Genomic DNA, 25259 nt, shown 5'->3' with positions numbered 1-25259 from the left:
CTCAGCCCAGTCCTCCACTGTCATCACCCTCCACAGGGTCATGCAGGGGGTCCGTTTTCAACCGTCGATTAGGGGTCAGTTTTCACGCGTCGTCGACATAGTGCCGCCTATGAGGCCTAGCCCAGGGAATCTGTCCACGGCCGTATCCACCTCAACATGCCAATCTGACCCTATCGAGACGGACCAGAAGGCCGCGTGCCGGACATCCCGTGTGGCTCTCGGACCTCGTGACCCATGCACCTACCCGAACCGACAGGTGACGCTCCTCCCCCCAGACCGTGCAGCGCAGCGACCGCGGAAGCGGTGATCGCGGCGGCACTCGTGGCTCTGCTGGCTTCGCGCATCGCCTCCGAGACTGGCGCCGGGACAGGGACCAGTCGTTTCGCGAGGATGTCGGAGGGGGAGACCCACACGACATCACGGCCGAATGCCGGCGCCGTTGCCAGGCCGGCCTCAACGTCGTTGTGCGCCCGACGGGACAGGGCCCGGGCCGGCCCGACGAGGTCGGGTGCGTCGGCCTTCTCGGCGACGACGATCGCGAGCTCGGCCCCGGCCTCGATCGCGCGAAGCGTTGCAGGTACGGCGTGGGGGAGCCCTGGGCGTCCGGCGATGACGCCTGGGGTAGCGAGAGCGGTCTTGTCGTGGGTGATCTGGCGGTATGCGGCGCGGACCTCCGCGGCCGCGCGAGCCAGCGGCTCCTCGAGGCGGGCTCCTGGGGGAGCGAGGTCGCCCCAGCGGCTGGCCAGGTTGCTCCAGGACCGACCTGCTTCGGCGATGGCGGGGACCAGGCGCTCGGAGCGCTCGAGCACGCCTGCGGTCGCGGCCGCGTCGACGACGACCATGCTCGCGCCAGCGATCAGCCCCTGCGTGCGGGTGATCAGCAGGATGTTGGACGGTTCGACGTTCCGGGCCAGCGCGCGGTGGGTCTGGATGTCCCAGCTGGCGAGCGCTTGCCCCAGCCGGCCGGGATCGTCGACGGGCCGCATCGCCTCGCCGGCAAGGGCTTGGGTGAATCGGGTGGTCAGGTATCTGCCGGCGGTGTTCTCGCAGGCGGACATCCGGTCGATCCAGACGCCGGTTGGGGCGATCGCGTAGGGCGAGTGGTGCTGCGCCAGGTGGATCCGGCGCCCGGCGCTGCGGGCGTCATTGACGCGGTCGCGGCCGTGCTCGTGGAGCGCGACATTGACGGCGTGGGCGGTGAGGTAGAGCCCGTGCATGATCCTGGTGCGTGCTGCCTCGAGATCGCGGTGAGCGGCCGGCTGCGCGTGGCGGATCTCGGCACCGTAGCGGCGAACCAGCGAGGCGGCGTTGAGGAAGGCCTGGGTCATCAGGTCGATGCGGGGGCTGGTCGGGCCCTGCCCTGGCCAGGCCGTGCGGCCGGAGAGGCTGGTCTCGATGGTGGCGGCCTGGGCGGAGAGGCTGGTGATGGGCCGGTCGCGCTCGTCGACGCCAGGTCGTCGACCGGGCAGGGATGCCCACAGGTCCTCGGCGGCCGCGACCATCGTCGGCCAGCTGCGCAGCAGCGTGCCGGCGGCGTCTCCGTCGACGTCCATCAGCAGCTGGCGCGCCAGGTAGTCGACGTCGAAGAGCATCTCGCCGACACTGCGCACGTCACGCGAGGTCATCGGGATCTGGTCGACGTCGAAGAGCTCCTCGTCGATGTCGGCATACGCCAGACGCAGGTCAGTAGCCAAGGCCGCGGGCTTCCCGGATGAGGTCGCACAGGTCGACGACCAACTGGGAACCGTGCACCAGGTCGGGCCGGTGAAGCGGCAGCGGACGGGTCAGCTCCTCGGCCTCGGTGAGCAACTGCAGCGGCGTGCGCTCCTTGAGCTCCGCGTCCTCGTCACTTCGGGCAGCTCGTAGTCGTCGGGGAGCAGGGCGCTGGCCTGGGAGTGCGCGAGATAGACACCGAGGCCGAGGTCGTGCAGCGGCGAGTCGACGGCGGACCGGTCGGCGTCGCTCCACACCTGGGTGGCGGCTTGGTGCAGCAGGAGGGCGATCGAGCCGAGGCGGTCCCAAATGCCGTCAGCGTTCAGGGTGTCCACGGGTGTTCCTTTCGGTCGGAGGTCGGTCTGGCCCATGAACCCACGTCCGGGTCCGTCCTCGCTCCGCTGAGCGGCGGGCTGTGGATAACTCGGGGTCGTGTCGGCGGCTGGGCACAAACTGGTCTCGTTCGCCTATGTCGTACGGCGGTCGCCGGACGATCACCGCGAGCAAAGTCAAGAGATTCGCACTAGTGCTGACGGATGGAGGAGGGTCGTGATGATGTGGTTCCCGATGACCGCGCTGAGGGTGGTGACGCTGGCGCCGGCGCTGCTGATGAGCTTTTTCCTCACCGTGGTGATGTGCGCCCTGGTCCCGCCGACCCTTGGCCTGGTGGCGTTCCTGGCTGCAGCCGGCCTGCTCGTTACGCTGGCGCTCGGGCAGTTCGAGGTGCCGGCGATCGCGACGCTGACCCGGTCGCGTCCCGCGACCGCAGCTGAGCTCCAGGTGATGAGGCCCGTGCTCGCCGAGCTGGGTGGCCGCAGCGTCGGCGTCGACGCCCTGTTCGTGCGCCGGCGCCAGGGTCCGAGCACCCCGGTGGCTGTGGCGATCGCGGATCGCGCCGTCGTGATCACCCCCGGACTGGTCGACGCCACGTACCGCGGGGGAGTGACCGCTGCGGAAGCGGCCGCCGCGATGACTCATGCCGTCGGCCGGCGGCGACTGATCCGGCCACGGCTGGAACTCGCTGTGCTCGCCGCGACGACGCCGTGGCGGCTGGTGGTCGCGACGTTCCGTGGCGTGGGCCGAGCCTTCGCCTGGCTTCCGTTCATGCGGCTGGCGTGGACGCTGCGGGGTGTCGTCGGTGTGATCTGCATCGTGCAGTCGGTCGCTGAGGGCCGGGCCGCTCCGGGGATCCTGGGCGGCGCGGTGATCGCCCTGACCTACCTGGTGCCGGCGGCCAACCGGCGGATTGAGGCCCGGTCGGAGGCCGCGGCCGACCGGCTGGTGGTCTCCCTCGGCCTGGGCTCCGTGCTGGCTGGTCTGCTCCGGCGTCATGGGCATCCGATGACGCTCGAGCGGCTGCAGCGCCTGGAGACAGCCGTCGAGCAGCAGCCGCGACCGCGGCTGCACCTGGTGCACGGCTGAGGAGCTCTCTCTGGGCGCTACAGGGTCCGCGGGCTACTCGTCGTCCTGGAAGCCGGACGTTGAGTGGTGCACGCAGCCGCGGCCGTTGCCCTCGTGCGGCTTGTGGTTCATGCACGGCAGCGACCCCAGCTTGTGGGAGCAGTCGACCCAGCGGACCGTCGTTCGGCCGGCGATGCGGCTGGTGTCCGCTGATGCGAATGCGGTAGCCATCGCGACCTCCTAGCGACGCGGGCCGCGGCGACGGCCGAGCTGGGGCCGGTGGTAGGCGGCCGTGTCGGTGTGGTCGCGCTGGCGGCCGGATCGGTGGACCTGCGCGATCTCGGCGTCGGGGGAGGGGCCGGTGTCGGCGGCCGCGGCCTGGGCGGCGGCCTCCTCGGTGGCCCTGATCTCCTCGGCGCGCTGACGGGCCTCTTCCTCGAGCGCGGCTTCCTCGCGAGCGGCGTCACTCATGTGAACTCCCATGGATCCCGTGGACCGGCACCGGCTGCACCAGTCCTCCTTGGTCTCCTAAGTGCAGACCAGGGGTGGGAGCGATCACCTCGACTGAGCCGTGTTGTCGCCCCCGGGTGCTCTCAGGCCGGCTGTGCCACCAACGTGGCTCCCAGCAGCTGCGCGGTGCGCTCGAGGACGACCAAGCATCCGTTCTCACCGGGGCGGTCGCAGCACGGGTGGGTCTCGAATCCCTCCTCGACGATCCGGTGCAGCGGGCCGGCGCACACGCGGCAGCGGCGCCGGGTGTGCTCGGGGCACCGGTCGCGGGCCACGGCGCAGAGCAGGCATTTGGCGGCCGCGGGACCGGACACCTGGTGGGCGCGGTCCCAGTCGCGGCGCTGGCCCAGCGGCGCGGCGGTCCGTTGCCACAGCGCATGCTCGAGGTGCGCCGGAGCCGGTCGGCCGAGCGCCTGCTCGACCGCCGCCTTAAGCAGGTGCTCACCGCAGCCGTGGGCGCGTTCGTCGACGCCACGGGCTTAGCAGCACCGGGCCAGCATCTTCGCGGCCGTCGTCAGCTGCTCGTCCACGACCTGCCTCCTCCCTGGCTCTCAGCAGTTGCCCCACAGGCCGCGCTCAGCGCCCTGGGCCTCGTCGGTGGCCGCGGAAAACGACGCCTCGCGGGAGAGCGCCTTGTCGGCTTCGTAGCGGCGGGCGGCGCCGCCGGCCAGAAGCTCGCGAGCCACGTCGACGTCGTCGTGGTCGTGGTCGACGTAGCGCAGCAGCCGGTCGTACCGGTCGCGGTTGGGCTGGGCGATGTCGGTGACCAGCTCGACCGTGCTGCCGACGGGCGCGAGTTGCTCAAGCAAACCGGTGGCGTCCTCGGCGTAGCACTCGGCCGGCTCCGGCGGGTGTTCAACTTCGGGGGCGTCGATCCCGAGCAGCCGGACTCGGCCGAGCTGGCGGCCACCTAGGGTCTCGACGCGGATCGTGTCGCCGTCGACGACCGCGGTCACGCGCACCTGCCTGGTCTTGCCCTCGGCTGGTTCGGGGTCTGTCTGGGCTCCAGGCAGGGCGGCCTTGATACCGCTGGCGGTGAGAGCGAAGAGCGCGGCCGCGGCCAGGCCGATCAGGGCCTTCACCGGGCGACCCTCAGCTGCGGACGCTCGCCGGCAACAGAGATCGCACGCTGCTGCTCGCGCAGCCCGTGGGAGCGGAAGCCGCTCTCGGGGACCTGCTCGTCCACGTCGAGCCGACCGGCGCCTGCCGGCTGATCGGGGAGATCTGCGGCGATCTTCGCGGCCAGGTCATGCAGAGGCGGGGTTTTCTCGATGCGCCGAGTCGCCTGCAGCACCGTGGTGTGGTCGCGGTCGAAGTGCGTGGCGATCGTGGGCAGGCTATGGCCCTGCAGGCGGGCAGCGGTCATGGCCACAGCCCGGGCGTCCGCGGACACCCGGCTCCGGTCGGCACCCAGGAGGACCTCGGGTGTGGTGTCGAAGGCCGCGGCGGTCGCCACCACGGCGTGCTCGACCGGACCATCGGGCTCGAACGTCGAGGCCGGCGGCTGCTGGTGGAGGTTGACCCCGTTCTCCTCGGCACGGGGGAGACGGGCGGTGTAGCGGCTGTTGACGTGCTCGCTCACCCGGGCCGCGGCGTCGGCCAGCCGGGGCCGCTCGGCGGTGCGGCGGACCGCATAGATCACCGAGCCATGGTCCTTGTTGAAGTGTTCGGCGATGGCCGGCAGGGACAGGCCGGTCTCGCGGGCGGCGGTCATTGCCACCGCGCGGGTATCGCTGACCGGTCGGCTGCGCTCGGCGCTGATGATCGCCTCCGGTGTGGTGCCGAACATCGGCGCCGGGGCGTTGATGGCCAGGTCGCACACCGCGGAGGGGTCGGTTGCCGAGGAGGCCGGCGCGCTCTGGTCGACCTGGACGGCCAGCACCGTCACCAGCGATCGCAGCTGCTCGGCATCGAGCGGTGCGATCAGGTCGGCCGCTTGCTCGTGCTGGCCGCGGCCGGCCGCGTCGAGGATGAGGCCCGCCAACTGGCGGCCGCCCTGGTCGAGGTCCATCGCTCCCCCTATCGACCCGGGGACCTGGGCGCCGGGAGCGAGGGGCTCGTGATCGGGTCCCGGCTCTGCTCGGACATCCGCCGGCTGGCGTTGTCGGTGATCTCGCTGGCGATGCCGGCCGACTCCCGGGCGCTGGCCGCGGCGCGGTCGACGACATTGCCGAGCAGGCGCACGTCCTCGTCGGCGCGGCCGAGCTCCTTGCCGGCGGTCGCGATGCTGCGCTCCAGGCTGACCGGCTCCAGCAGGCCCATGGCAGTCACGTCCCGGCTGGCCTGGTGCGCGGTCTCGACGTGCTGGGCAGCCAGTTGGGCGAAGGGCTTGGCCAGGGCGACCATCTCGCCGACGACCGCGATGCGCGGCTTGAGCTGCGCGACCTCGCTGGCCATGACGAGATCGGAGGTGTCGGCCAGGTCGAGGAGGGTGCGGGCGTCGGTGACGGACTGCGAGGCGCGGTTGAGGTGCGCGAACAGGTCGCGAGTGAGCTCAGGCATGTCGTTGCACCGCGTGCGCAACCGGCCCAGGTGCTCGCCGGCGGCCTCGAGGTAGAAGGAGCTGCGCTCGGACAGCTTGGCCTTTGCCGAGTCGAGCTCGGCATCGTCGAGCACGCGGAGCGCGGAGGTGATCGTCTCCTGGAGCTCCTCCACGACCCAGCGGGCCCTGCTCACGGCCTGCTCGGCCTCGAACACGGCATCGGCGGCGCTCAGGGTGTTGTCGGTGGTCATGCCGGCTCACCGCCTCCGGTTTCGGGCGGGGGAGCGGTGGGAGGCGGCAGAACTTCGCGGAGTCGATCGAGCGCGGCCAGGGCCTGCTCGAGGTGGGCGCGGGCCTCCTGAACCGGGTCACGGTCGGCCGCGGCGGACGGGGAATCGGTGGGCGTGCTCACGGGCAGCTCCTTGGTGGACCGGGGTCATCTCTCAGTCACCAAAGGAAGGTCGACCTGTCGGGGCGATCACCCGACACGAAGAAATCTCGCGGACACCTCAGCGGAGTCGGGTCAGGGCTGGCCCCAGGGCATCGACTCCTGGCCGTCAGTCGTCGACGCGCTGGCTGATGATGTGCGCGGTGGCGTTCCGCGCGGCGTTGAGATGCTTGTGGAGGTCGACCGCGAGCCCGCGGGCCTCCTCCAGGTGGAGGCGAGCGACGCCGATCGCCATCGCCGGGTCCGACTCGGCGGTCATCGCATCCATGCTGAGCACCTGGTGAGCCAGGACCCGACGTCGACACCAAGGACAAGACCTCCGCCTGCCGCCCTGATGTCGCTCGGCTTCGTATTGGTCACTCCTCGGCCTCGGGATCACCGAGATCGGCATCGATGTTCAAGACCCGCGTGACGGGGGTGGTCTGTGCCCGGAGCACCGCGGCGTTCTCTGCCAGGCGACGAGCTGACTTCAGGCGCAGGTCGGTATCTTCGCCGTCATGGATGGTCACGCGCGTGGCGATCGCGAAGTCGATCGAGCCGCCGGCCTCCAAGTGCTGAATGATCTCCTTGTGAATCCGCCGGCTGGTGCGCTGTCGGCTTCGATCCGTCTTGGCATTGCGGTAGTTGCTTGCTCGGCGGGCCAGTTCGACTGACTCCCCGATATAGAGCGTGCGCACTCCGGCGTCGTCCAGGCCGAAGTCGTACCGGTAGAGGCCGGGCACGCGCGGCAGCGGCGGAAACTTCGGCAGTCCCTCGTTGTCCAAGATGATCGGGCCAGCCCGGAGCCAATCGAAGGCGACCCGGATATCGATGGTCTCAAGGAGATCGAGCGCAGCGGGATCGAACGCGGTGCGGCTTACGCGTGGCCTCGCGCTCCCCTGATTGGCGGAGATCACCGACCCGCCTTGCCCGACCGAGAAGCCAATGCGCTCCAGAAGACGTCGGCTGTTCTGGGACTGGAAGGCCCGACGATTAAGCCCTGTGGCAAGCGCCATGACCTGCTTCACAGGCCAGCGCACGCCGTCGACATCGACCCAATACTCCTGGATCGACTCCGGCGCGCGGCCCGCCAACTTACGCCGAACGATGTCCGTGGTCAGCTCAAACGACTGCCCCGCTAGCGTGAATTCCATTCCCACCTGGCCCCTTTGAAAGGTTGCTAGTCGCTAGACCCTTCGGGTCTCAGCAAGGACACCACACGCCTTCGGTCCTCGTCAGCGTCGCTTCGTAACGCATTCGAAGTTGCCAGAGGGCTTCGACTCGTCGCTGACCGAAAGAGCTCGATGGGGACACGACACTGCGCGGCCAGAAGACCAGCATCGACACCCTCGCCCTCCAGCAGCTCGAGCGCCCTGGGCAGGAGGGACGGCTGCTCGAGCACTTGAATCTGACCGGGCTCGGCACGGCGCCAGCCGCGCGCCGCGACTGTGGTCATCGCGTTCCGATAGGACACATCACCCATGACACCAAGCTCCCTTGCGCGGAAGAGGAGCGCCTGCATGCTGACCCCCCACTGCTCCTTGAGCCTGGCCAAGGAGGTCCAGCTACTGCTGTTGATGGAGCGCGGCAGCATCGGGGCTATCTCCTCCGCCGGCATAAGCAGCTCGCCCGCGAAGCGGTGCGCCTGAGTTTCAACGATGCGTCCGCCCGGCTCGGCATCGGCGTGCATCACCAAGTGGCCGAGTTCATGCGCCACATCGAATCTTTGTCGGTAGTAGTCCCGCTTCAGCGGGTTGAGGACCACGACGGGACGGAGGCGACTGTCGAATGAGTAGGCATCGACCGCTGCGGCTTGTGGCGGGCTGAACACCACCAGCACGCCGTGGTTCTCCAACTCGCGGACAAGGTGACCTGCCGGTCCAACACCGAGGCCCCAAGATTCCCGAACCTGACGGGCCGCCTCTTCGGGTCCGTCGTTTTCGATGTCGTCGACGTCGACGGCAAGCCGCTGGATGTCAACGTCCGGGAACTCGACGTGGCGCTCAAGGCCGGTCGCGATATCGACCGCAAGTTGGCCGTAGGCCTGTGCTTGATCTCGGGCGAGCTGGCTTGTGGAGCGCAGGGATCGGAAGTGGGGAGGGCTCGTCAGGCTCGATACGTCCTTATGAGCGACCGCGAAGAATGCGGGGTCGACTCCTAGGCCGAGAGACAGTTCGGCAACGGTCGACGCCGTCGGCCGCTTGTTTCCCGACTCCCAGGCAGCGACAGCTGTTGGACTCTTGCGGATTAGTCCCGCGAGGTCACTCTTCCGTTTGCCGGCTAACTGGCGAGCAAGAGTTAAGCGGGCGCCGTCGAAGAGAGCGGCAGCATCGGCTGCCGACATCGAAGCGTTCATCGCCGGTCATCAGCCTGGGACTGTTGCGCGGGTCGCTGACGAAGACGAACCGGCGCATCCGGGACCTCGTCCGGCGCCGAAGGTGCCGGACTCTCCGGCTGTCGCGAGCCCGAAGACGTCGGACCACCAAGGAGGTCGACATACCAGTGCCACGCATCTCCCCCGCCGTCGTTAAGGCGTGGCCGGCCAAGGACCAACTCACGGCGCTGACTAACAGCATCAAGGGAGTGGGCGGAGACAAGGGTGGTCAGATCGAGCGCATCATCATCGAGGGCGAGCAGACCCGCAACCTCCTCGGCGACCAAGTCGTCGAACAGCGTCATCTCGGGCTCGGGGTTCGGCTGCTTGGCGACCAACTGCTTGGTCGGACTCTTCTGTGGCCAGGGAAGCGAGTCGATCTTGCCGAAGGCGCAGGAGGCGAGCAGGAAACGCAGGTCGTCAATACGCCAGCCGGGGCTGTGGTTGAGATCCGCACGCCGAACGAGATCCGGCGGCAACTGGGGCATGGTCTCAATCTCACGCTCTGTCAGCTCGGCGTGGACGAGATCCAGACCCTCGCTGGAGTCAGCTCCGACCTGGAGCGCGTACTTGCCACAGGAAGTCACCCGATCGATGCGATCTCGGAACAGAGTGAAGCGCGTGTTTCCCAGCCAAGCTGCGTCGTACCCGGCATCCTCGGAGTAGTCGTCGAGGGTGCGGGTCACCGCGGAGGTGTACGCCCACGCCAAGGCGCCCAGGAGGCCACCGTCCTCGAGCTGGCTGATGATGTCGGTCTTCTCGGTCACGGAACCGAATCTACACCCTCTGCCAGTATTTTCTGTGACAGAATGAACTTACCGGCGATTCCTTCGTCGCGAACACGACTACGCGGCGCCAGCGCCGAGCAGGAAGCAGGGGGTCGACCCGGTGGACGACGAGAAGCGTCGCGACGAGGTCAAGCGGCTCGGGCGTGCCGTTGTCTTCGTCCACCAGCACGACCACAAGATCACCGACCCTCTGGTGCGTGCCGAGGTCGAGATCCTGTTGCTCACAGGCAAGGCCATGGACCTCGCGGCCCGCCTCAAGGGCCACCAGAGCCTCGTCGTGCTCACCCACGAGCTCGTCGTTGGCTACGCCAAGCACGCCGGCCTCGGTGGCCTGGAGCTGATCAACACCGTTCTCCCGGCGCTCAAGGCAGCTGGCCTGATCGACTACCGCATTGACCAGGCTGGCCGGATCTCTCACCTCGAGGAGTACATCGGGGTCTCAGCGACGGTGACCGAGCAGACGGTCGCCCTGCTCGACTCGCTGGGGCCACAGCGGTCGGACTTGGCCTTCTTGCACTCGGTGGAGATCGGCGCGATCGCGCCCTTGGCGGCGAGCCAGCACCTGCAGGAGATCACCAAGCGGGGCTTCACCGAGCCAGAAGCGCTCGAGGCATTGCGCCTGGCCCGCGCTGTCGGCCTCAACCTCGACGCGCCGTCCGACGAGCTCAACGAGCTGGTGGTGTTCAGTCCGTACGTCTGGGGCACGAAGCAGCTGTCGCTTGCCACCTTCCTTGGCGGGCTCCCGCCCAACGAGCGCGAAGCGCTCCTGGGCATGAGCGAGCAGGTGCTGTCGACGCCCGGCCTCCACCTGTCGAAGCTGAACGCCAACCCGGCAATCATCCGCAGTGCCACGAACGTCGGCCTCATCCAGGCAGCCACCGTTCGTTCCGCCACGGGCGCCTCCTCGACGTACGTCTTCTCGCCCCTTCTCGAGGTTGAGGACAACGCCTGCACGACGACCGAGGCCTTCCACCTGCGGAAGCTGTTCGTCGCGCACATTCTCTTCGGTCGCGACTCGGCGGCCCTAGGTGGTGGCCGGGTCCAGGACCCGGCTGTTCTGGTGAATGCGCTGCTGCGCAGGGGCACTGTGGGCCCCGCCACCAACATCGGCACGGACTACCACCTGCTGGAGGCCGCCGGCGTCGTCGCCGTCGAGCCGAACGAGGGTGGCCGGGCCTTCCTGCGTCTCGTCAAGCCGGAGATCGCGGAGTCCGCGCTCACCTGGATCCGTCGCATCACCGACACGTCTGGGACTGCCGACCTGACCCGCGGGCAGCGACCCGCTACGTTCATCACGCCGGAGGACGGCCGCACCAAGGAGAGCCTTGGGGCCTCTCACGAGATCATGGTCGCCTCCATCCACGAGCTGCGGAAGGAGATGCAGCGTGCCGCGCGCCGCGACGACCCCTGGGCTTGATGCCGGAGACCTGGCCGAGATTCGGGTTGCCCAGGCCTGGTTCTGGGACGGCTTCTACGTACGTCGTGGAGTCGACCTGCAGCACCGCTTTGGATCCGAGGTCTCGACCGTCACCGACCTCGATGCCTTGGGCTACGCCTTCAGCCCCGCGCTGACGCTCCACAAGCAGATCGGCGAGGTGAAGACCGGCACCTCCAAGAGCACCCCGCGTCCGCTCGACCGTGCCCTCTGGAGTCGTGGACTCCGCGAGCTCGTCCGCGCCGACCGAGGTGAGATCACGACGGCGTTCAAGACGACCACGGCCACCCGCGACGCCTGCCGCCGGCTCGGCGTGACCATCCAGCACATGGATGACCTGGCCTCGCGAGAGAAGCGGCTTGCCATCGGGAGCGTCGACGACGTGGGCTCTCAGGGTGTAGCAATCGCCTTGCTGCGCAAGGAAGTGCTGGCGTTCGTGAAGTCCGACGCCATGTTGGAGCGCGGCTTCTGGTTCCTGGTGTCCGAGGTCTGGTTTCTCGAGCCCTTCGACGCCGTCAAGCGCACCCTGGGCTTGATCCGCGAGCTGAGCAAGGCCTGGCCACCTGAGACCCACGCGGAAGCCACCAAGGCAGCAAGGTGGTTCTTCGCAGAGGCCATCTCCATCGTGACCCTGAACTTGGCGATCATCGCGGGCGAGGCGAACACGATGGACGCGGCAACGTTCCAGGAAGTCGCCACCGCGCGCCTTGCGACCGGCGATGTCCCGTACTACGCCATGCGTAAGCAGGCGGAGCGGGTCGACGAGTACGTGGCGAAGATCCTCAACTCCCTCGATGCCCCGGCAGACGTACGCACGGGCGCCATGGGGGCCTTCCTCCCACTGGCACCGGACTACACCGAGCCGCTGCTTGAGCTCATCTCGCGTCTCGCCGCTGACGCCGCGACCACGGCCAACCTGCCGCGGCAGATGGACGCCCTACTGTTCGAGCGCCTGGTACGACGACGCGATCTCACGGTCGCCCTGCAGGGTCGCCTGAACATGACCCAGGCCACCGAGCGTCAGGTCCACCTGATCGCGGCGTTCCTGCGCGGCCAGTTTGGCGTGCAAGGGCCGGTCGACAAGGTGCTCACGACACCGCTGTCGCAGGAGACCAAGGGTGACGGAGCCGAGCAGGCGGCGTTGTTCGACGGCCTCACTGGACCAACTGGGTAGACCGGTCAGCTGGCTCGGATCGGCCCGGGACGCTCTATTCAGAGGAGCCTCCGGCCACACGACGGGCTGCCAGAACTGGACTGTCGGCAATAACAGTTACCGATCGTGCTCCCCGCGACAGCGCCACGTAGAGCTCCTGAGCCGAGTAGCGGCTGGGATCCAGGATCACGACGTGGTCGTACTCCAGGCCTTTTGCAAGGAGGGGCCTGGTCACGATGCGGTCGCTCGGTCGCCGGCCAGCAACTCTGGCGTGATTCCGAGTCAGCAGAAGTGCCTCAGCGACGGTGCAGTCGTCAGTCTCTGCGACGGCGATCGACCGAGTGACCTCGTACCAGGCTTCCCGGCAATGGATCGTGACGCCAGGTAGCGCGGCGATCTCGCTCAAGGCCGTACGAATTGCAGTCGGCGATACCTTCGATCGCACGTTGTTGATCGCGGCATAGGCGCTCTTGAGCTCATCCTTGGTCGTCGTGAACGTCTGGCCATTTCCAAGCCGAACTCGTTTAGCGCTGGGGATGTGCCCCGCCAGTCCGGCCGAGGCGTTGATCGCGAAGTCCACGAGCGCCTTCGCCACTTGGGCGGCAGGCTTGGTGTCGATGGTGCTCGCCAGCTTGGCGGGGACCTTCTCGTCGATCGCCTCCATGACCGAGTAGGTGCCCTGCAGGTTGGAGGCGGCGCTGACGCAGTCGTTGCGGAATTGGCCGAGGACTGCGACGGCGCCATCGAGTTTCAAGGCACGGAAGCAGACCCTCACGAACGTCCGTGCATCGTCGCGGCGCACCAAGGCGATGGGGCCAGTCGAGAAGTCGATCGGCCGGCCGTGCAGCAAGTTCTCCCGGATCTCGACCAGCCACGTGCCGAGCGCTTCGTTCTCGGGCCAACGCCGCGGCCGATAGTCAACTTCGACGAGGGGAAAGTTGGGCAGCACGTGGGTCGCCCAATCCACCGGCTGGTTCCCGCCGAAGTTGAACAGGCTCTGCAGAGGATCACCGAGCACTGTTGTTGGCACCGCCTTTGCGACGGCGACGACGAGACCATGCTGGTCGATCAGGCAGTCCTGATACTCATCAACAAGCACGATGTCGTAGCTCAGACGCAACATCTTGCGCACTGCCTTGGACTGCGCGGCCGTGGCTGCGCCTCGGTGATACTCAGCCGATCGGTCCCAGTCGGGTGCTGGCGGGACGTCGAGCTCAGCGAGGAGCGGGAAGTGGCTGATTAGGTCGAAGGCCCATGAGTCGATGGTGCGAACAACCACCTGATCCCGTGGGACCTCGAATTTGGCCATGCGGCGCCGAAGCGCGTCGACACCGGCATGGGTGTGGGTGAGGACGAGAGCTGTACCGCCGGCAGCTGCCGTTGCCGCGACAACAGCGGCGATGAGCTCGGTCTTGCCACATCCCGCAGGGAGCGACACCGAGCATGGCATCCCCTCGCGTATCGCTCTGACACCATCCTCAAGGGAAGGGTCGTCAGGCATCGGCTGTCTCGGCTGTCTCGGCCGTCCGCTGCTCGGCTGCCGCGTCTGGGACGGGGGCTTCGTAGTAGGCGAACTCCTGGATGCGACCGATGATGTCCATCAGCGCGGTGCCGTCGAGGTTGGCCGAGTCCTTCATCACGACTGCCGCCAACGACTCGCCAGCATCTTCCCGTTTGAACCAGGCGTTGCCCTTGCTCTTCGTTCCCTTGGCTGCGGCGGCAACCGCGTCGCGCAGCCCGCTCTCGTCGACCCCTGCTTCAGTCTGCCACTGCGCGAAATCGGTCCCCGTCAGCTGTGCGTCACCGAGCTTGGCGCCGACCGATGCTCGGATCGACTCCTCCCCGCGAAGTTCGGTGGCGAGATCGACGAGGGCCTGCAGTCCCTCGATCGTGAGGGATTGGACAACCTCATCCTCAAGCGCTCGGCCATAGCTCCATCGTTCGGCCACGACCCCGTCAGCCACAGCCGAAGACACCTCGTCGTCAACCGCTCGGTCGTCGTTGTCCATGAGGAGCAGGCTTGGATATCCGAGGCTCTGAAAGTTGCGGGCGCGCTGTGTCGGTTGAGTTCCTCCGCTGCCGTTGACGATCACGGTGCCGATCGCTGACACCAGACTTAGTTCGGCCGCAAGGCGCTGCTCATCCCAATGAAGAATCAGACCGCGCAAGAAGCCAACTTCGGTTGCCCCCTCTCCGACGATGACGCGGCGTCCCAATAGCGCCGATGGGGCGGAGCGGAAGGCCCCTTGAGCGTTCTCCAAGTGGTCCGGGACGGCGCGGCAGGACGTCGTACCGCCGTCCGTACGAATCACCGCGAGGTGCTGCACTTCGAGGGTCTCAACCGTGATCGGGGAGTGCGTCGTCAGAATGACTTGCAGGTGCTGGTCGCCGGCGCGCTTCTTGAGGTAGCGCAGGACGTGGGCCAGGCGATGCGGTTCGAGGCCGTGTTCAAGTTCATCGATTCCGATGATCGACCCGCCAGCCATGGCCTGGTCTTGGACAGAAAGGCTCGTGAGGCGACGTGTGCCGAGGCCGAAACTCGACAACGGAACCTCGCCGTCGTGGAGCATCAGGGCGTGGGCAGATGCAGCGGAGCCTGGCTCCAGTCCGGGTCGCAGTTTCGTGAACGGGGATATGCCGAGCTTTGTGGCCGATGACTGGGCTGCCCCTGCCGCCGCGTGAAGCGGGTTTGGCTCAGCGTCGAAGACGGCCCGGCGTGCCTCGCGCTGCGCGTCGAGGATGACCGACGATGCACCATCACTCCCTTCAGTCAGGCCCGAGAGCGCCGACCCGCGCGCCCACCGCAGATGGAAGTCCGGCCGCTCCCCCAAGCGAAAGAAGCCGAGTTGGCGCCGCTGAGAAGCGGTGATCCCGCGGGTCTCATCCGAGCCCGGTCGCACGACCTCCCACGTCGGCTCGAGTTCACGAGTCACCGTCAAGCGGATGACCAGGCACTCCTCAGCGTCGTCGAGTGGGTCATGAACCAGGGTGCCGTCTGATTTGAGGCCCGAGCGCTCCTTGCCCAGTTGACTCTCCTTGACGAGCGAGTCCGGCAGCTCCGTCACGACGGCTTCAATCGTGAGGGGCTCCGACATGTCCAAATTGAAAAAGTCCGCATCCGTGAACTGCGGGCTGTAGTTCGGACTCAGGACCAAGCCGATGGCGTCAAGCAGCGTGGTCTTGGCACTGTCGCCAGGCCCGACCATCGCAACCAGACGCTGATCTATGGACCAGTCGCATGACTTGATCCCGCGGAAGTTGCTGATACTGAGCCGTCTCAACATCATCGGCCTGTTCCCCCGTTGTAGATCATGCGCCAGCGTCCCCAGCTGCCGCGGCAAGCAGCTCGGACTGCTTGAGGACGCTGGCATTGCCGCTCCGAGTGGACAAGCCGGTCACGTCCAGGACTCCTGCGCCAGCGGCGCCTCGTTGAGCTCGTCGCGGCGAAGGCGCCAGTCAGGGAGGAATTTGTCCATGAGAGCGACGAAGCGCTCTCCATGGCCACGCTCAAGAAGATGGGTCAGCTCGTGAACAACGATGTACTCCAAGCAGCGCGGGTTCTTCTTCGCCAGCTCAGGATTGAGCCAGATGGTGCGGGAGTGCGCGATGCAGGTGCCCCACTTGGTTTTCATTCGCCGGACAACGATGTTGTCCGCCTTGACGCCGACGATCGGCTGCCATTTCGCAAGTAGATCAGGCACGGCCGCCTTGAGCTCGCGCCGGTACCAGCGATCCAATGTCGCGCGGCGGCTGTCAGAGTCTGTGCCTTCCGGCGTGATTACCCAGAGGGTCTTTCCCTTGGCCTCAACACCGTAGTGGCCGCTGGTGCGGGAGACGTCCAACTGATACCGCTGTCCCCACACGTAGTGCGTTTCGCCCGAGAGCATCTCGCGTGTGGATTGACGGTCGGCCTGCTGGAGCTGCTCGCGCTGGCGCTTGATCCAGGGCAACCGCTGGACGACGGCCAGTCGAATCGTGTCCTCGTCGGTGCGCTCTGGCGCCGCCACCCGGACGCGTCCGACCGGCGGGTAGACCGAGATGTGCAGGTTCTTGATGTCCTTGTAGACAACGTCCACGCCAAGACCGGCGACGGTGAGGTAGGCGTTAGCGGTACTCATCGTGCTCCTTGAGCCGGTCGATGAGCGCCTTCAGGCTCTCTCCGGGGAAGTCGCTCGGCAGCACCTTGCGCAACTCGCGGGCCAGCGCCCGCTCCTTCATAGGGCTATCTGCCCAGCCGTGTTCCTTGGCGCTCTGAACCTGCTCGTGGACGCGCTCGACGTCAACGTTGGCGCCCTCGGGCCAATCGAAGTCATACAGGGCGCGCCGAGCTGCGGTACTCGCCCAACTCGGGTAGCTCACCCCAGCATCTGACTCACCCTTGCCAACCATCTCAGCATGCGCCAGGAGCTGAGCGAGGAAATCGGCGTACTCGGTGGCCTCCTGGCGACGCCGCTCGATGATGGCGTCGAGCAGTCGAGACATCCGCTCGTAGTACTTCGGGTTCATAGCCCGCTCGTCGACGATGGTCTTGCGGACGTTGTTGATGATGGTCTCGGCGACCGCTTCCTGATTCTTCTTGATACCCGCGGGCAGCGAGTCGATGGCATCGGCGCCGCGCTCCACGATGAGCTGGACGAGGCCCTTATCGAAGGTCGCGACCTGCTCGACCGGGTCGGCCTGGATGTAGGTATCCAGGAGGGCTCGCATGCCGGCTTCGAACTGCTTCATATCGATGTTCTCGCCGGCGCCGACCTCGACCTCATTCTTGACGGCCACGAAGTGCGTGACATCGTTCTTGATCGCCGCCGCCTCGACCTCGGTGTAGCCAGCCCGCGCCATGTCATTGGCGATCGCGCCATAGGCCCGGACGAGGGCCGACACGGACTTGTAGAGCTCGACGCGCTTCGGCTCATTGGCCTTGATCTGCTCGGCGTCGCCGGGAGTGGTCGCGACGAAGTAGTGCTGATACTGGAGCGTGTCCTTCGGCATGGCGACCGGCTCGCACAGGGCGCGGATCCTCTCCAGCGCTTCGTCGAGATCCTCCCGTTCCTGCTTGATGCGGTCTTCGAGCAGACCCTCGATGTCTTCCTTGGCGTAGCCCTCGAGAGCTTCGGACGTGTAGTCCGTAATGGCCTTGTCGAGGGACTTGAAGAGATCGCGGTAGTCGATGACGTAGCCGTAAGTCTTGTCGTCGCCGTCGAGCCGATTCACGCGACAGATCGCCTGAAACAGCCCGTGGTCGCGCATCGTCTTGTCGATGTAGAGGAAAGAGGCGCTCGGCGCGTCGAAGCCGGTCAGCAGCTTGTCGACCACGATGAGCAGCCGCATCTGACCAGGCTCTTCGATGAATCGACGCTTGACGTCCTTCTCGAACTCCTCGATCCGCAGCACGGCCTTGTCGGCAGGTTTGTTGAAGTAGTCGGAGAGCATCTGCCGATAGATGTCGTACTTGCGGAGTTCTTCGTTGTCGCCCGCGCCGGCGTCCTCCTTAGAGATCGCGCTGGCGCTGGGGACGTAGCTGGAGACGATGGCGACCTTGCCCTTGAAGCCAGCCTGCACGAACAGCTCGTAGAACTTGCAGGCTTGATAGACGCTGTCGCCGACGAGCATGGCGTTGCCGCGACCAGAGATCAGGCGGGGCTCGCGCTCGAAGTCCATGAGGACGTCTTGGACGATCATCTCAGCGCGAGACTTGGCCGAGACGACCTTCTGCATCGTGCCCCACCTCTTCTTGAGGCGCGCCTTGGAGAGATCCGTCAGACCCTTGGTCTTGAGGTCGAACCACTTGTCGACTTGAGCGGCGCCCTTCAGTTCCTGATCGACGTTGCGCGCTTCGTAACGCAGGTCCAGTACGACGCGGTCACGTACGGCTTCGTCGAACTTGTACGTGTGGATGAAGGAGCCGAACGTCTCGATGCTGGTGGTCTTGTCGGCCTTGATGAGCGGTGTACCCGTGAAGCCGATGAACATCGCGTCGGGCAAGAGTTGCTTCATGGCCCGGTGCATCTTGCCGCTCTGCGTGCGGTGGGCCTCGTCGACGAAGACGAACAGATTGCCCTTGGCCCTGAAATCAGCCGGGACGGTCGCCCTGAGCTGCTCGATGAAGGCGTCGGCATCCTCGTCGCGCGACGAGTCGTCGTCGGAACCGCGGAACTTGTGAACTAGCGAACACATCAGCCAGGGATGGCTCTGGTTGAGCATGGTGAGCATCTCGGTCCCGGAGCCTGTCCGGACGATCTTCTCGTTGACGCCGCCGAAGACCTTTTCGATCTGCTCGTCGAGCTCCGTGCGATCGGTGATGATGAGCACTCGGCCGTCCGTCTGGTTCTCCTGAATCCACTTGGCCAGCCAGACCATGGTCAGGCTTTTGCCGGAACCCTGGGTGTGCCAGATGATGCCGCCTTCGCGCGACGCGATACGTTTCTGGGCCTGCTTCACACCGAAGAACTGGTTATGGCGGGCGGTCTTCTTCACGCCGGAGTCGAAGACGATGAAGTCGTGGATGATCTCCAAGAAGCGCTCCTTGGAGCACATCTGCGTGAGCGCCCGATCGAGCGGGTTCGGCTCGTCGGTTCCGATCGGGCTGCCCTGGATCTCCGTCCACTCCAGCCAGTACTTCTCCTGCGTCTCGATAACGCTATAGCGCATGCCTTCAACGTCGTTGCCGGCAAACAGCAGCTGCACGGTCGTGAAGAAGGGGCGGACAAAGTGCTGCTTCTGGTTGCCGATGTTCTGCCGGATGCCCTCGCTGAGGTGGGTGTACGAACGCTTGAGCTCGATGACCCCGAAGGCGATGCCGTTGACGTATAGCACGATGTCAGGGCGCTTGTTGTGCTCGCCCTTGACCGTCACTTCCTCGGCGACGACGAAGTGGTTTGCCTGCGGGTTCTTCCAGTCGACGAGCCAGATGGTCTCGAACTTCTCGCCGACGTCGCGCTTGACCTTCACGCCGTAGCGCAGCAGGTCGTAGACCTTGCGGTTGGCGTCGTAGAGCGATTGCCCAGCACCAAGCGAGGCGGCGGTCTGGAGCTGCTGGACCGCGCGACTGACGAGTTCCGCATCGATGCCGCGGGCCAGCAGGTTCTGACGAAGCAAGGCCTCGTCGACGTTGCTGTTGTCCTGGTCCTCCAGGTTGCCGCCGTACTCGTACCCGAGACGGTTCCGAAAGAGCTCAACCACGCGGTTCTGAGTCTTGCGTTCCCTCTGGCCGACGTTGCTCATATGACAGCCTCCACACTCGCGGCATCTACCCAGCGCGCCAACACGCTGAGGGAGGCTAGGTACTCCAGGGCTTCTTGCTCCGACAGCTCGTGGCCGGCCTCATGACTAAGTGGGTTCCGAATGCCCGCGAACACACCCTCGGCAAAGGTCATGGCGCCGCGCTGTACCGACTTGTAGGTGTCGCTGCCGTCATCTTTCATGCGGCGCAGTCGCGCCTTGTCTGGCTTCGGCTCGTCGAGGGAGAAGACTTGCTTGAACAGGTCCGTCTCGCTGACGTCACGACGGCCAACCTTGTTCTGGGTCTCGGCGTTGAGCTTGCGGATCGCAGCCTCGACCGCCTCGCGGAAATGGCCCGAGTACCAGAGTGACTTGGCGCCGCTCCAGACCCAGGGGTGTAGCTCGGCCGCGGACAGCTCCGGGGCGCTCTCACCGAGATTGGCCTCGATCTCCTCCGCACGAAGGAGCTCCTCACGAGCTCGTATCGCCGCCTCACGATGGCGCGTCCAGCGGTTGTTCTTCGAGTTGTCGATTCCCTCACGCCAGCCGGGGATCACGCGCTCGAATATCTTCTCGACTACCTGGGCTTGTTTGGTCACTTCGGCGTCGGACGCCGCGGTCTTGTTGCGGGAAGTTATGAAGACACCACCATCCGACGAGCTGCTCGCATTCCGCATGACGGTCAGTTCGATGAACTTGTTCAGCTCGGCGATAGCCCATTCGACGTTCATGAGGCATTCTCCACGGGCAGCCGAGTTCGACCGGTGAGCAGTTCTTGCATCATGCCGGTCTTGGTGGCACGGGCGGACTCGAGGCGGCGTTCGAGAGCCTCGACTTCGGCATCGGCGTCCTTGATGATCCTCGCAACGGCAACTTGTTCATCGATTAGAGGCAGGACAACGTCGAGAGCCCCGAGCGCATGGGAACTGATGTGCACAACCGCGTCGCCCTGGCCAGCACTCGCCTTCTTGGCCGCGATAGCGGGTGTGTTCAGCAACGAGGCGAGGAACACCGGATCGTAGCCAGACCCGCGCAAGATTATGGTGTCGCCTCCAGCCACTGCCTGCTGGCTCCCCACGTAGGCAACACTCATGCCGATCTCTGCTTTCGTCTCGCCCGAACCAGCGAATAGCACGTCCCCCGGGTTCAACGGCTGGGCTCCTGCTGCGACGGCCGAGTCCACAAACGACACTGCGTGGTCCGTGTAGTCGGAGAACACCGTGTAGAGCTCCCCGTACCGGATGCAGGGCACACCTGTTGCTCGCACTTCGTCACGCTTAATCCCTCGCCCCTTGAGGAATGACCCGAGACGACTCACCTGGGTTGGTCGCCACTCACCGGTGAAACCAGGAAGGCGTGTCCGCCCCGTGAGGAGTTCTTGAACCATGCCCACCTTGAGATCCCGCTTTTTGGCGATCAGTAGGGTGAGGCTTTGCACGAGTGCCGAGGCGTCGTCGAGCGCCGTTGCGATCGCTTTCTGCTCATCCCGTTCAGGGAGCTCGACCGAGACCGTTTTCAGGTCCCGCTGCCCGACGTTCGCACGGATGCCGCCCTGTCCTCGAGCAATTATCTGGCGACGGACATCAGGGGCTCGGAGTCCGTACTTCGCATACGACGACTCCAGCCTCTTGGTCTTTGCCTGCCCCCGAAGCACGAAGCCGCCAAACACAACGGGTTCATCGCCGACGTACACAGACGCGAGCCCAACCTCGTCCTGCGTCTCTGAAGTCCGGTTGAACAGCACGTCCCCGGTCTTCACCCGGTATCGGGCCAGCACCGACTTCGGCAACGAAACTCGACCGGGGATGTCTCCCTCGGTGAGCGACTCCTTTGTGATCACCTCGAGGATGTTGATAAACCTCGTCCCGCTGCCGTACGCGGATTTTCCTGCGTTGATTCCGTTCGAGAACTCGAACAAGTCGCCTAGCTTGAAGGTGCTCCAGTCGTCGGGCGCAGTCATCCCTTGACCCCCATCGCCGCAAGGTGAGCCGCCACCCTGGCACCCAGCTTCTCTACGTCGTGGTCGAGCTCCAGGAGCGTTGACTCGTACCGAGATGCCAGAACATGGAGACGCGCCACCAAGTCACGGCCGAGCATGCTCACCTCGGAGCCGATTCGACCGCGGATCGTGCCTGCCCATTTGTCATCGATCACCAAGGCCTGGACCTCGTCCAGGGTGAGTTTTCCGTACTGCGCCAAGGCCTTCTGATTTAGCTTGGAGGCCGCCACTTTGACCTTTGCCTTTGCGGCAGATTCCGCCTTGAACAGCGCGACGACCTCTCCCAGCGCGGCCAACTCCTCCGGGTCACCCGCGGTCCCTTCGAGCGTCTTCAGGTGCGCAGCCGCTAGCGCGCTTGTGACCTTGCCATCGTCGCCAGCTGCGTCCCAGAGAAGACCACCCTCGACGGCGTGCTCTTCAAGGTAGTCAGCGAGTGCTAAGGACGCGGAGTCCACCTGCCCAATCAGCTGCTCGAGCTCGACTCGGTCGTCATCGAAGTAGCGGGCTACTACGTAGACAGGCGGGAGCAAGTCCATGACCCATCGGGCGGCCTTAGCCCCGGTGCCGAACACGATGTGCGCGTCCTCGTACTTGACCTTGTTGTTCTTGGCCTTCCACCAGCGAGCAGATCGCGGCTTCACAGCGTCCGCCCAGTCTTCGCCCACGATAAGCGCGACGTCGTCGTGCATGGAGGCGTTCCAATAGCTCATGAGCTGCTCGTACACGCCGTACTCATCGATCAATGGCCGCGAACGGAAGGCCTCCAGCAGCGCCTCGGAGACATCGTGGATCAGCTCGTTCGGCCGCGTCGTCGAGGTGATGTCCGCGAGCAACTTGCGCTTGTCCGCCCACCAGGCGTCGACGGTGTCGGCAGTGTCCTGCGCAAAGGCCTGGTACTCGGCCGACTCGGTGACCTTGGTCTGGATGTCCGCCTTGTCGAGCGTGAGTTCGGAGTAGCCCTCGCGCAGCGGCCGGAAGAGCTCGGCACGCAGGCTGGGAAATGCGTCCCAGTAGGACTGGAGGGCGTCGAGGTCACGGTTCGGGATGCCGCCCTGCAGGTGGGCGTGGAGGTCCTGGATGTCTTCGGGCTCCGAGCTGTCGATGTAGCGGGGGATGTTGAGGTTGCAGTCGTTCTTGGGGTCGCGGATCTCGCTCAGCGGCACCATCCGCGAGTAGCGCTCGATGTCCTTCTGGTTCACGAACGCATCAACGATCTTGTGCATGTCACGCGGCCGGAGGCGGTTCTTGGGGCCATCCTTCTCGAAGCCCTTGGACGCATCGATCATGAAGATGCCAGTGCGCGCTTGGGCGTCCCTCTTGTCGAGCACGATGAGGCAGGCCGGGATGCCAGTGCCGTAGAAGAGGTTCGCCGGCAGACCAACGATCGCCTTGACGAGACCGCGGTTGATGAGTTCCCGGCGGATCGTGGCCTCGGTGTTGCCGCGGAAAAGCACGCCATGGGGCAGCACGACGACGCCACGACCGGTCGACTTGAGTGACTTCACCATGTGCAGCAGGAAGGCGTAATCACCGTTCTTGTCGGGCGGCGAGGCGTAACCGTCAAAGCGGCCATAGTCCTTCTCGACGCCGTTCTTCCAGGTCTTGACCGAGAACGGCGGGTTGGCGACCAGGTAGTCAAAGGTTGCCAGGGTGTCGTTCCGCCGGAACTTCGGGTCCGAGAGTGTGTTGCCCTGGACGATCTCGTGCGTCTCGTTGCCGTGCAGGATCATGTTCATCCGGGCGAGTGCCCAGGTGGCGTTGTCGTTCTCCTGGCCGTAGATGGTCAGACCGTTCGGCGCCGCGTCCGCCACCTTGATCAGCAGCGATCCTGAGCCACACGTCGGGTCGTAGACGGTCGTGGCCTTTGGCGTACCGGCCGGGATCTGTAGTAGCTGGGCCATCACCCGAGAGACCTCGGCTGGCGTGTAGAACTGCCCCTTGCTCTTGCCCGACTGAGTGGCAAAGTGCCGCATCAGGTACTCGTAGGCATCACCCAGCAGGTCGTCCCCCTCGGCTCTCGAGCCGGTGAAGTCCATGTCCTGGAAGATGCCGATGAGGTTGGAGACCTTGTCCTGGAGGTCCTTGCCGGAGCCGAGCTTGGTCGGGTCGTCGAAGTCGGCGTTGTTGATGACGCCCTGTAGGTCGTTCGCCTCAGCCAGTTTGCGGATGGCGACGTTGACCTTCTCGCCCACGTCCGACTTGCCCTTGAGCGTGACCAGGTAGTCGAAGGAACCGTCATCCGGGACGTGGATGAGGGCGTATTGGTCCGCCTTGGCCTTGTCCGAGACGTACTTCACGAAGAGGAGGGTCAGTACGTAGTCCTTGTACTGGCCGGCGTCCATGCTGCCGCGCAGCTCGTCAGCACTGCTCCAAAGCGAGCTGTACAGATCCGACTTTTTGAGCGCCAACGCCACTACCCCAAGCCCTCGTGTGCGCCATGGTGGCGCAGCTCCTGATTGTCGATCGACCACGCATCAGCGACCCCCTCGATACGAGGAGGAGCCGCACGTTTGACCTTAGCCTCAGCGGCCGGCACTTCGCGCGAGTCCACACCGATCGCGCGGACTGGAGAGGAATGGCGAGCCCGACTGTGCGTTACCCGGGGTAGGGAAGACCAGCACTGCATCGAGTCGGGAGCGATAACGGCCAGGTCGTACGGGGACTTGGGGACGAGCATCTGACCCAAGTTTAGAAGATCGACACGAATAATAGCATGTCTATTGATTTTGTTGACTTTACGCAGCACTCGTGCATAAAGGATGCGTGAAGTCAGCACTACGCGTGCTCTCTGGACTTCGCCCTCGTCGGTCCTCTGCGGCTGAATCAACGCGAATCGCGCGTTGGTCGGTCGCATCACCCGAGGAGGTGGCTCACATGAGTGAGCACTCGCCGCCTGCTGCGGCAGGCACCGGAGGACAGCTCAGGACGCTGGCTGTCCGGATCACGGAGGACCTGCGGGCCCAGCTGGACATCATCGCCCAGCTCACCGGCCGCAGCGCCACCGAGGAGATCCGCCTGGCCCTGGAGCACTGGATCGATCGGACCAAGTCCGATCCCGAGGTGCTCAAGAAGGCCGAGGCGGTCAGGGCGGACATCGAGCGCGAAGCTCAGACCCGCCGCAACGCTATCGCCGCGATCTTCAGCGGGGATGGCGCCAAGGAGGGCTCCGCCTCTCACCCCCGCAGGTGGAACTCCCCAGTCATCCGGACTGGGGAGCAGCGCCTACGAAAGAGGTGATCGCGATGCCTCTCGGCATCTCTTTCCCGCTCGATGAGCGAGAGCCACGGGTCCTGATGAGGTTTGACAGCCTCCAGGACTACCAGCGAGCCGTCGGCGGCTACGTCGAGGCAATCAGCGTCGGACTCGACGGGATGGCCTTCCTTGGTCACGACGAAGCCAAGCTCATGGGGACCCCCATGAACCGCAGGGCCACGTTGTTCTGGTGGCTGCACCAGCCGCCGGCCCGCCAGGTCGACTGCATCAACGGCCCAGCCGTACTGATCGGCCCCGACACCGAGGACGGAGAGACGCGTGACGTGCCGAAATCAACGTGGATGCTCCTATTCAGCACCGGCAAGACATTCGGCGTCGAGTTGCAGGTTGTCGACTCGCCCAAATGGCATCGCAACGAGGCCGACTTCGATGACTTCTTCGAAGCCGCCCTCTGGGCGATCGAGCTCTGCATGCACCGGCGGTAGGACTTGAGTCTCGCGGATCTCACCAGACGGCGCCCGCCGCCGGCGTCGAGCCTGTGGACAA

24 protein-coding genes are annotated in these 25259 nt (G+C 65.7%); 5 read left to right on the top strand and 19 right to left on the bottom strand.

Annotated elements, in window-relative coordinates; translation table 11 throughout:
* Positions 1–170 precede the first annotated feature (170 nt).
* On the bottom strand, positions 171–1694 hold the full coding sequence (locus ASG88_RS18335; protein ID WP_056888876.1) for a hypothetical protein: 1524 nt from the start codon (positions 1692–1694) through the stop codon (positions 171–173).
* A 90-nt stretch (positions 1695–1784) separates the two neighbouring features.
* Positions 1785–2048 carry a hypothetical protein gene (locus ASG88_RS18330; protein WP_056888875.1) on the bottom strand — a complete coding sequence of 88 codons (264 nt, stop codon included), beginning with the start codon at positions 2046–2048 and terminating at the stop codon, positions 1785–1787.
* Between the two features lie 97 nt (positions 2049–2145).
* Between ASG88_RS18330 and ASG88_RS18325 the strand changes: the two genes are divergently transcribed.
* Positions 2146–3135 (top strand): hypothetical protein, encoded by a 990-nt coding sequence (locus ASG88_RS18325; RefSeq protein ID WP_157559814.1) that lies wholly within the window; start codon positions 2146–2148, stop codon positions 3133–3135.
* A gap of 33 nt (positions 3136–3168) precedes the next feature.
* On the opposite strand, the gene ASG88_RS23180 is transcribed toward ASG88_RS18325, so the two are convergent.
* The 10 genes from ASG88_RS23180 to ASG88_RS18285 all read right to left on the bottom strand — a co-directional run bounded on the left by ASG88_RS23180 (position 3169) and on the right by ASG88_RS18285 (position 9674).
* Positions 3169–3345: a hypothetical protein gene (locus ASG88_RS23180; RefSeq protein ID WP_157559813.1), complete on the bottom strand. Its 177-nt coding sequence runs from the start codon at positions 3343–3345 to the stop codon at positions 3169–3171.
* A gap of 9 nt (positions 3346–3354) precedes the next feature.
* Entirely contained in the window at positions 3355–3585 is a 231-nt protein-coding gene (locus ASG88_RS18320) for a hypothetical protein (RefSeq protein WP_056888873.1), read from the bottom strand.
* A 590-nt stretch (positions 3586–4175) separates the two neighbouring features.
* The gene (locus ASG88_RS18310) at positions 4176–4706 is read right to left on the bottom strand and encodes a thermonuclease family protein (RefSeq protein ID WP_056888871.1); all 531 of its coding nucleotides are present in this window, start codon (positions 4704–4706) and stop codon (positions 4176–4178) included.
* The gene (locus tag ASG88_RS18305; RefSeq protein ID WP_056888870.1) at positions 4703–5635 is read right to left on the bottom strand and encodes a helix-turn-helix domain-containing protein; all 933 of its coding nucleotides are present in this window, start codon (positions 5633–5635) and stop codon (positions 4703–4705) included. Before ASG88_RS18305 ends, ASG88_RS18310 begins: the two co-directional genes overlap by 4 nt.
* Positions 5636–5643: 8 nt before the next feature.
* On the bottom strand, positions 5644–6357 hold the full coding sequence (locus ASG88_RS18300; RefSeq protein ID WP_056888869.1) for a hypothetical protein: 714 nt from the start codon (positions 6355–6357) through the stop codon (positions 5644–5646).
* A complete protein-coding gene (locus ASG88_RS23175) occupies positions 6354–6518 on the bottom strand; it encodes a hypothetical protein (protein WP_157559812.1) in 165 nt (54 codons plus the stop codon). Before ASG88_RS23175 ends, ASG88_RS18300 begins: the two co-directional genes overlap by 4 nt.
* Positions 6519–6663: 145 nt before the next feature.
* Complete coding sequence (locus ASG88_RS23170) at positions 6664–6813, bottom strand: hypothetical protein (protein ID WP_157559811.1); 150 nt, start codon at positions 6811–6813, stop codon at positions 6664–6666.
* 97 nt (positions 6814–6910) lie between these two features.
* The gene (locus ASG88_RS18295; protein WP_056888868.1) at positions 6911–7687 is read right to left on the bottom strand and encodes a hypothetical protein; all 777 of its coding nucleotides are present in this window, start codon (positions 7685–7687) and stop codon (positions 6911–6913) included.
* Between the two features lie 26 nt (positions 7688–7713).
* Complete coding sequence (locus ASG88_RS18290; RefSeq protein WP_200956491.1) at positions 7714–8889, bottom strand: XRE family transcriptional regulator; 1176 nt, start codon at positions 8887–8889, stop codon at positions 7714–7716.
* Positions 8886–9674 carry a hypothetical protein gene (locus ASG88_RS18285; protein WP_056888867.1) on the bottom strand — a complete coding sequence of 263 codons (789 nt, stop codon included), beginning with the start codon at positions 9672–9674 and terminating at the stop codon, positions 8886–8888. The genes ASG88_RS18290 and ASG88_RS18285 overlap by 4 nt, the downstream gene beginning before the upstream one ends.
* A gap of 121 nt (positions 9675–9795) precedes the next feature.
* Between ASG88_RS18285 and ASG88_RS18280 the strand changes: the two genes are divergently transcribed.
* A complete protein-coding gene (locus ASG88_RS18280; protein ID WP_056888866.1) occupies positions 9796–11112 on the top strand; it encodes a hypothetical protein in 1317 nt (438 codons plus the stop codon).
* Positions 11081–12304, top strand: a complete 1224-nt coding sequence (locus tag ASG88_RS18275) for a hypothetical protein (protein ID WP_056888865.1) — start codon at positions 11081–11083, stop codon at positions 12302–12304. Before ASG88_RS18280 ends, ASG88_RS18275 begins: the two co-directional genes overlap by 32 nt.
* 34 nt (positions 12305–12338) lie before the next feature.
* On the opposite strand, the gene ASG88_RS18270 is transcribed toward ASG88_RS18275, so the two are convergent.
* The 7 genes from ASG88_RS18270 to ASG88_RS18240 form a co-directional block, all read right to left on the bottom strand.
* Positions 12339–13733 carry a UvrD-helicase domain-containing protein gene (locus ASG88_RS18270; protein WP_268791563.1) on the bottom strand — a complete coding sequence of 465 codons (1395 nt, stop codon included), beginning with the start codon at positions 13731–13733 and terminating at the stop codon, positions 12339–12341.
* 43 nt (positions 13734–13776) lie between these two features.
* Entirely contained in the window at positions 13777–15567 is a 1791-nt protein-coding gene (locus ASG88_RS18265) for an ATP-dependent nuclease (protein WP_162259865.1), read from the bottom strand.
* A gap of 111 nt (positions 15568–15678) precedes the next feature.
* Positions 15679–16401: a M48 family metallopeptidase gene (locus ASG88_RS18260; protein WP_056888862.1), complete on the bottom strand. Its 723-nt coding sequence runs from the start codon at positions 16399–16401 to the stop codon at positions 15679–15681.
* Positions 16388–19504: a type I restriction endonuclease subunit R gene (locus ASG88_RS18255; protein ID WP_056888861.1), complete on the bottom strand. Its 3117-nt coding sequence runs from the start codon at positions 19502–19504 to the stop codon at positions 16388–16390. The genes ASG88_RS18260 and ASG88_RS18255 overlap by 14 nt, the downstream gene beginning before the upstream one ends.
* Entirely contained in the window at positions 19501–20232 is a 732-nt protein-coding gene (locus ASG88_RS18250; protein ID WP_056888860.1) for a TIGR02391 family protein, read from the bottom strand. The genes ASG88_RS18255 and ASG88_RS18250 overlap by 4 nt, the downstream gene beginning before the upstream one ends.
* A complete protein-coding gene (locus ASG88_RS18245; RefSeq protein WP_056888859.1) occupies positions 20229–21461 on the bottom strand; it encodes a restriction endonuclease subunit S in 1233 nt (410 codons plus the stop codon). The genes ASG88_RS18250 and ASG88_RS18245 overlap by 4 nt, the downstream gene beginning before the upstream one ends.
* Entirely contained in the window at positions 21458–23914 is a 2457-nt protein-coding gene (locus tag ASG88_RS18240; protein WP_235534913.1) for a type I restriction-modification system subunit M, read from the bottom strand. Before ASG88_RS18240 ends, ASG88_RS18245 begins: the two co-directional genes overlap by 4 nt.
* Before the next feature lie 460 nt (positions 23915–24374).
* Here ASG88_RS18240 and ASG88_RS18235 point away from each other — a divergent pair, with 460 nt between their 5' ends.
* Both ASG88_RS18235 and ASG88_RS18230 read left to right on the top strand, forming a co-directional pair.
* The gene (locus ASG88_RS18235; RefSeq protein ID WP_056888858.1) at positions 24375–24737 is read left to right on the top strand and encodes a hypothetical protein; all 363 of its coding nucleotides are present in this window, start codon (positions 24375–24377) and stop codon (positions 24735–24737) included.
* Positions 24738–24742: 5 nt separating this feature from the next.
* Complete coding sequence (locus ASG88_RS18230) at positions 24743–25198, top strand: DUF3846 domain-containing protein (RefSeq protein WP_157559810.1); 456 nt, start codon at positions 24743–24745, stop codon at positions 25196–25198.
* The last annotated feature ends 61 nt before the right edge of the window (positions 25199–25259 follow it).

Origin of the sequence: Nocardioides sp. Soil777 (genome assembly GCF_001428425.1) — a bacterium.
In the GTDB taxonomy this organism is placed as follows: Bacteria; Actinomycetota; Actinomycetes; order Propionibacteriales; family Nocardioidaceae; genus Nocardioides; species Nocardioides terrigena.
The sequence above is the reverse complement of the archived record's forward strand: the minus strand, read 5'-3'. Positions and strand labels throughout refer to the sequence as shown.

Excerpts from the sequence above, each read along its gene's own strand:
- ASG88_RS23180 (WP_157559813.1), bottom strand. The coding sequence starts at position 3,345 with ATGGCTACCGCATTCGCATCAGCGGACACCAGCCGCATCGCCGGCCGA.
- ASG88_RS18255 (WP_056888861.1), bottom strand. The coding sequence starts at position 19,504 with ATGAGCAACGTCGGCCAGAGGGAACGCAAGACTCAGAACCGCGTGGTT.
- ASG88_RS18300 (WP_056888869.1), bottom strand. The coding sequence starts at position 6,357 with ATGACCACCGACAACACCCTGAGCGCCGCCGATGCCGTGTTCGAGGCC.
- ASG88_RS18320 (WP_056888873.1), bottom strand. The coding sequence starts at position 3,585 with ATGAGTGACGCCGCTCGCGAGGAAGCCGCGCTCGAGGAAGAGGCCCGT.
- ASG88_RS18290 (WP_200956491.1), bottom strand. The coding sequence starts at position 8,889 with ATGAACGCTTCGATGTCGGCAGCCGATGCTGCCGCTCTCTTCGACGGC.
- ASG88_RS18270 (WP_268791563.1), bottom strand. The coding sequence starts at position 13,733 with ATGCCATGCTCGGTGTCGCTCCCTGCGGGATGTGGCAAGACCGAGCTC.
- ASG88_RS18305 (WP_056888870.1), bottom strand. The coding sequence starts at position 5,635 with ATGGACCTCGACCAGGGCGGCCGCCAGTTGGCGGGCCTCATCCTCGAC.
- ASG88_RS18250 (WP_056888860.1), bottom strand. The coding sequence starts at position 20,232 with ATGAACGTCGAATGGGCTATCGCCGAGCTGAACAAGTTCATCGAACTG.
- ASG88_RS18260 (WP_056888862.1), bottom strand. The coding sequence starts at position 16,401 with ATGAGTACCGCTAACGCCTACCTCACCGTCGCCGGTCTTGGCGTGGAC.
- ASG88_RS18235 (WP_056888858.1), top strand. The coding sequence starts at position 24,375 with ATGAGTGAGCACTCGCCGCCTGCTGCGGCAGGCACCGGAGGACAGCTC.
- ASG88_RS23170 (WP_157559811.1), bottom strand. The coding sequence starts at position 6,813 with ATGACCGCCGAGTCGGACCCGGCGATGGCGATCGGCGTCGCTCGCCTC.
- ASG88_RS18245 (WP_056888859.1), bottom strand. The coding sequence starts at position 21,461 with ATGACTGCGCCCGACGACTGGAGCACCTTCAAGCTAGGCGACTTGTTC.
- ASG88_RS18295 (WP_056888868.1), bottom strand. The coding sequence starts at position 7,687 with ATGGAATTCACGCTAGCGGGGCAGTCGTTTGAGCTGACCACGGACATC.
- ASG88_RS18265 (WP_162259865.1), bottom strand. The coding sequence starts at position 15,567 with ATGTTGAGACGGCTCAGTATCAGCAACTTCCGCGGGATCAAGTCATGC.
- ASG88_RS18230 (WP_157559810.1), top strand. The coding sequence starts at position 24,743 with ATGCCTCTCGGCATCTCTTTCCCGCTCGATGAGCGAGAGCCACGGGTC.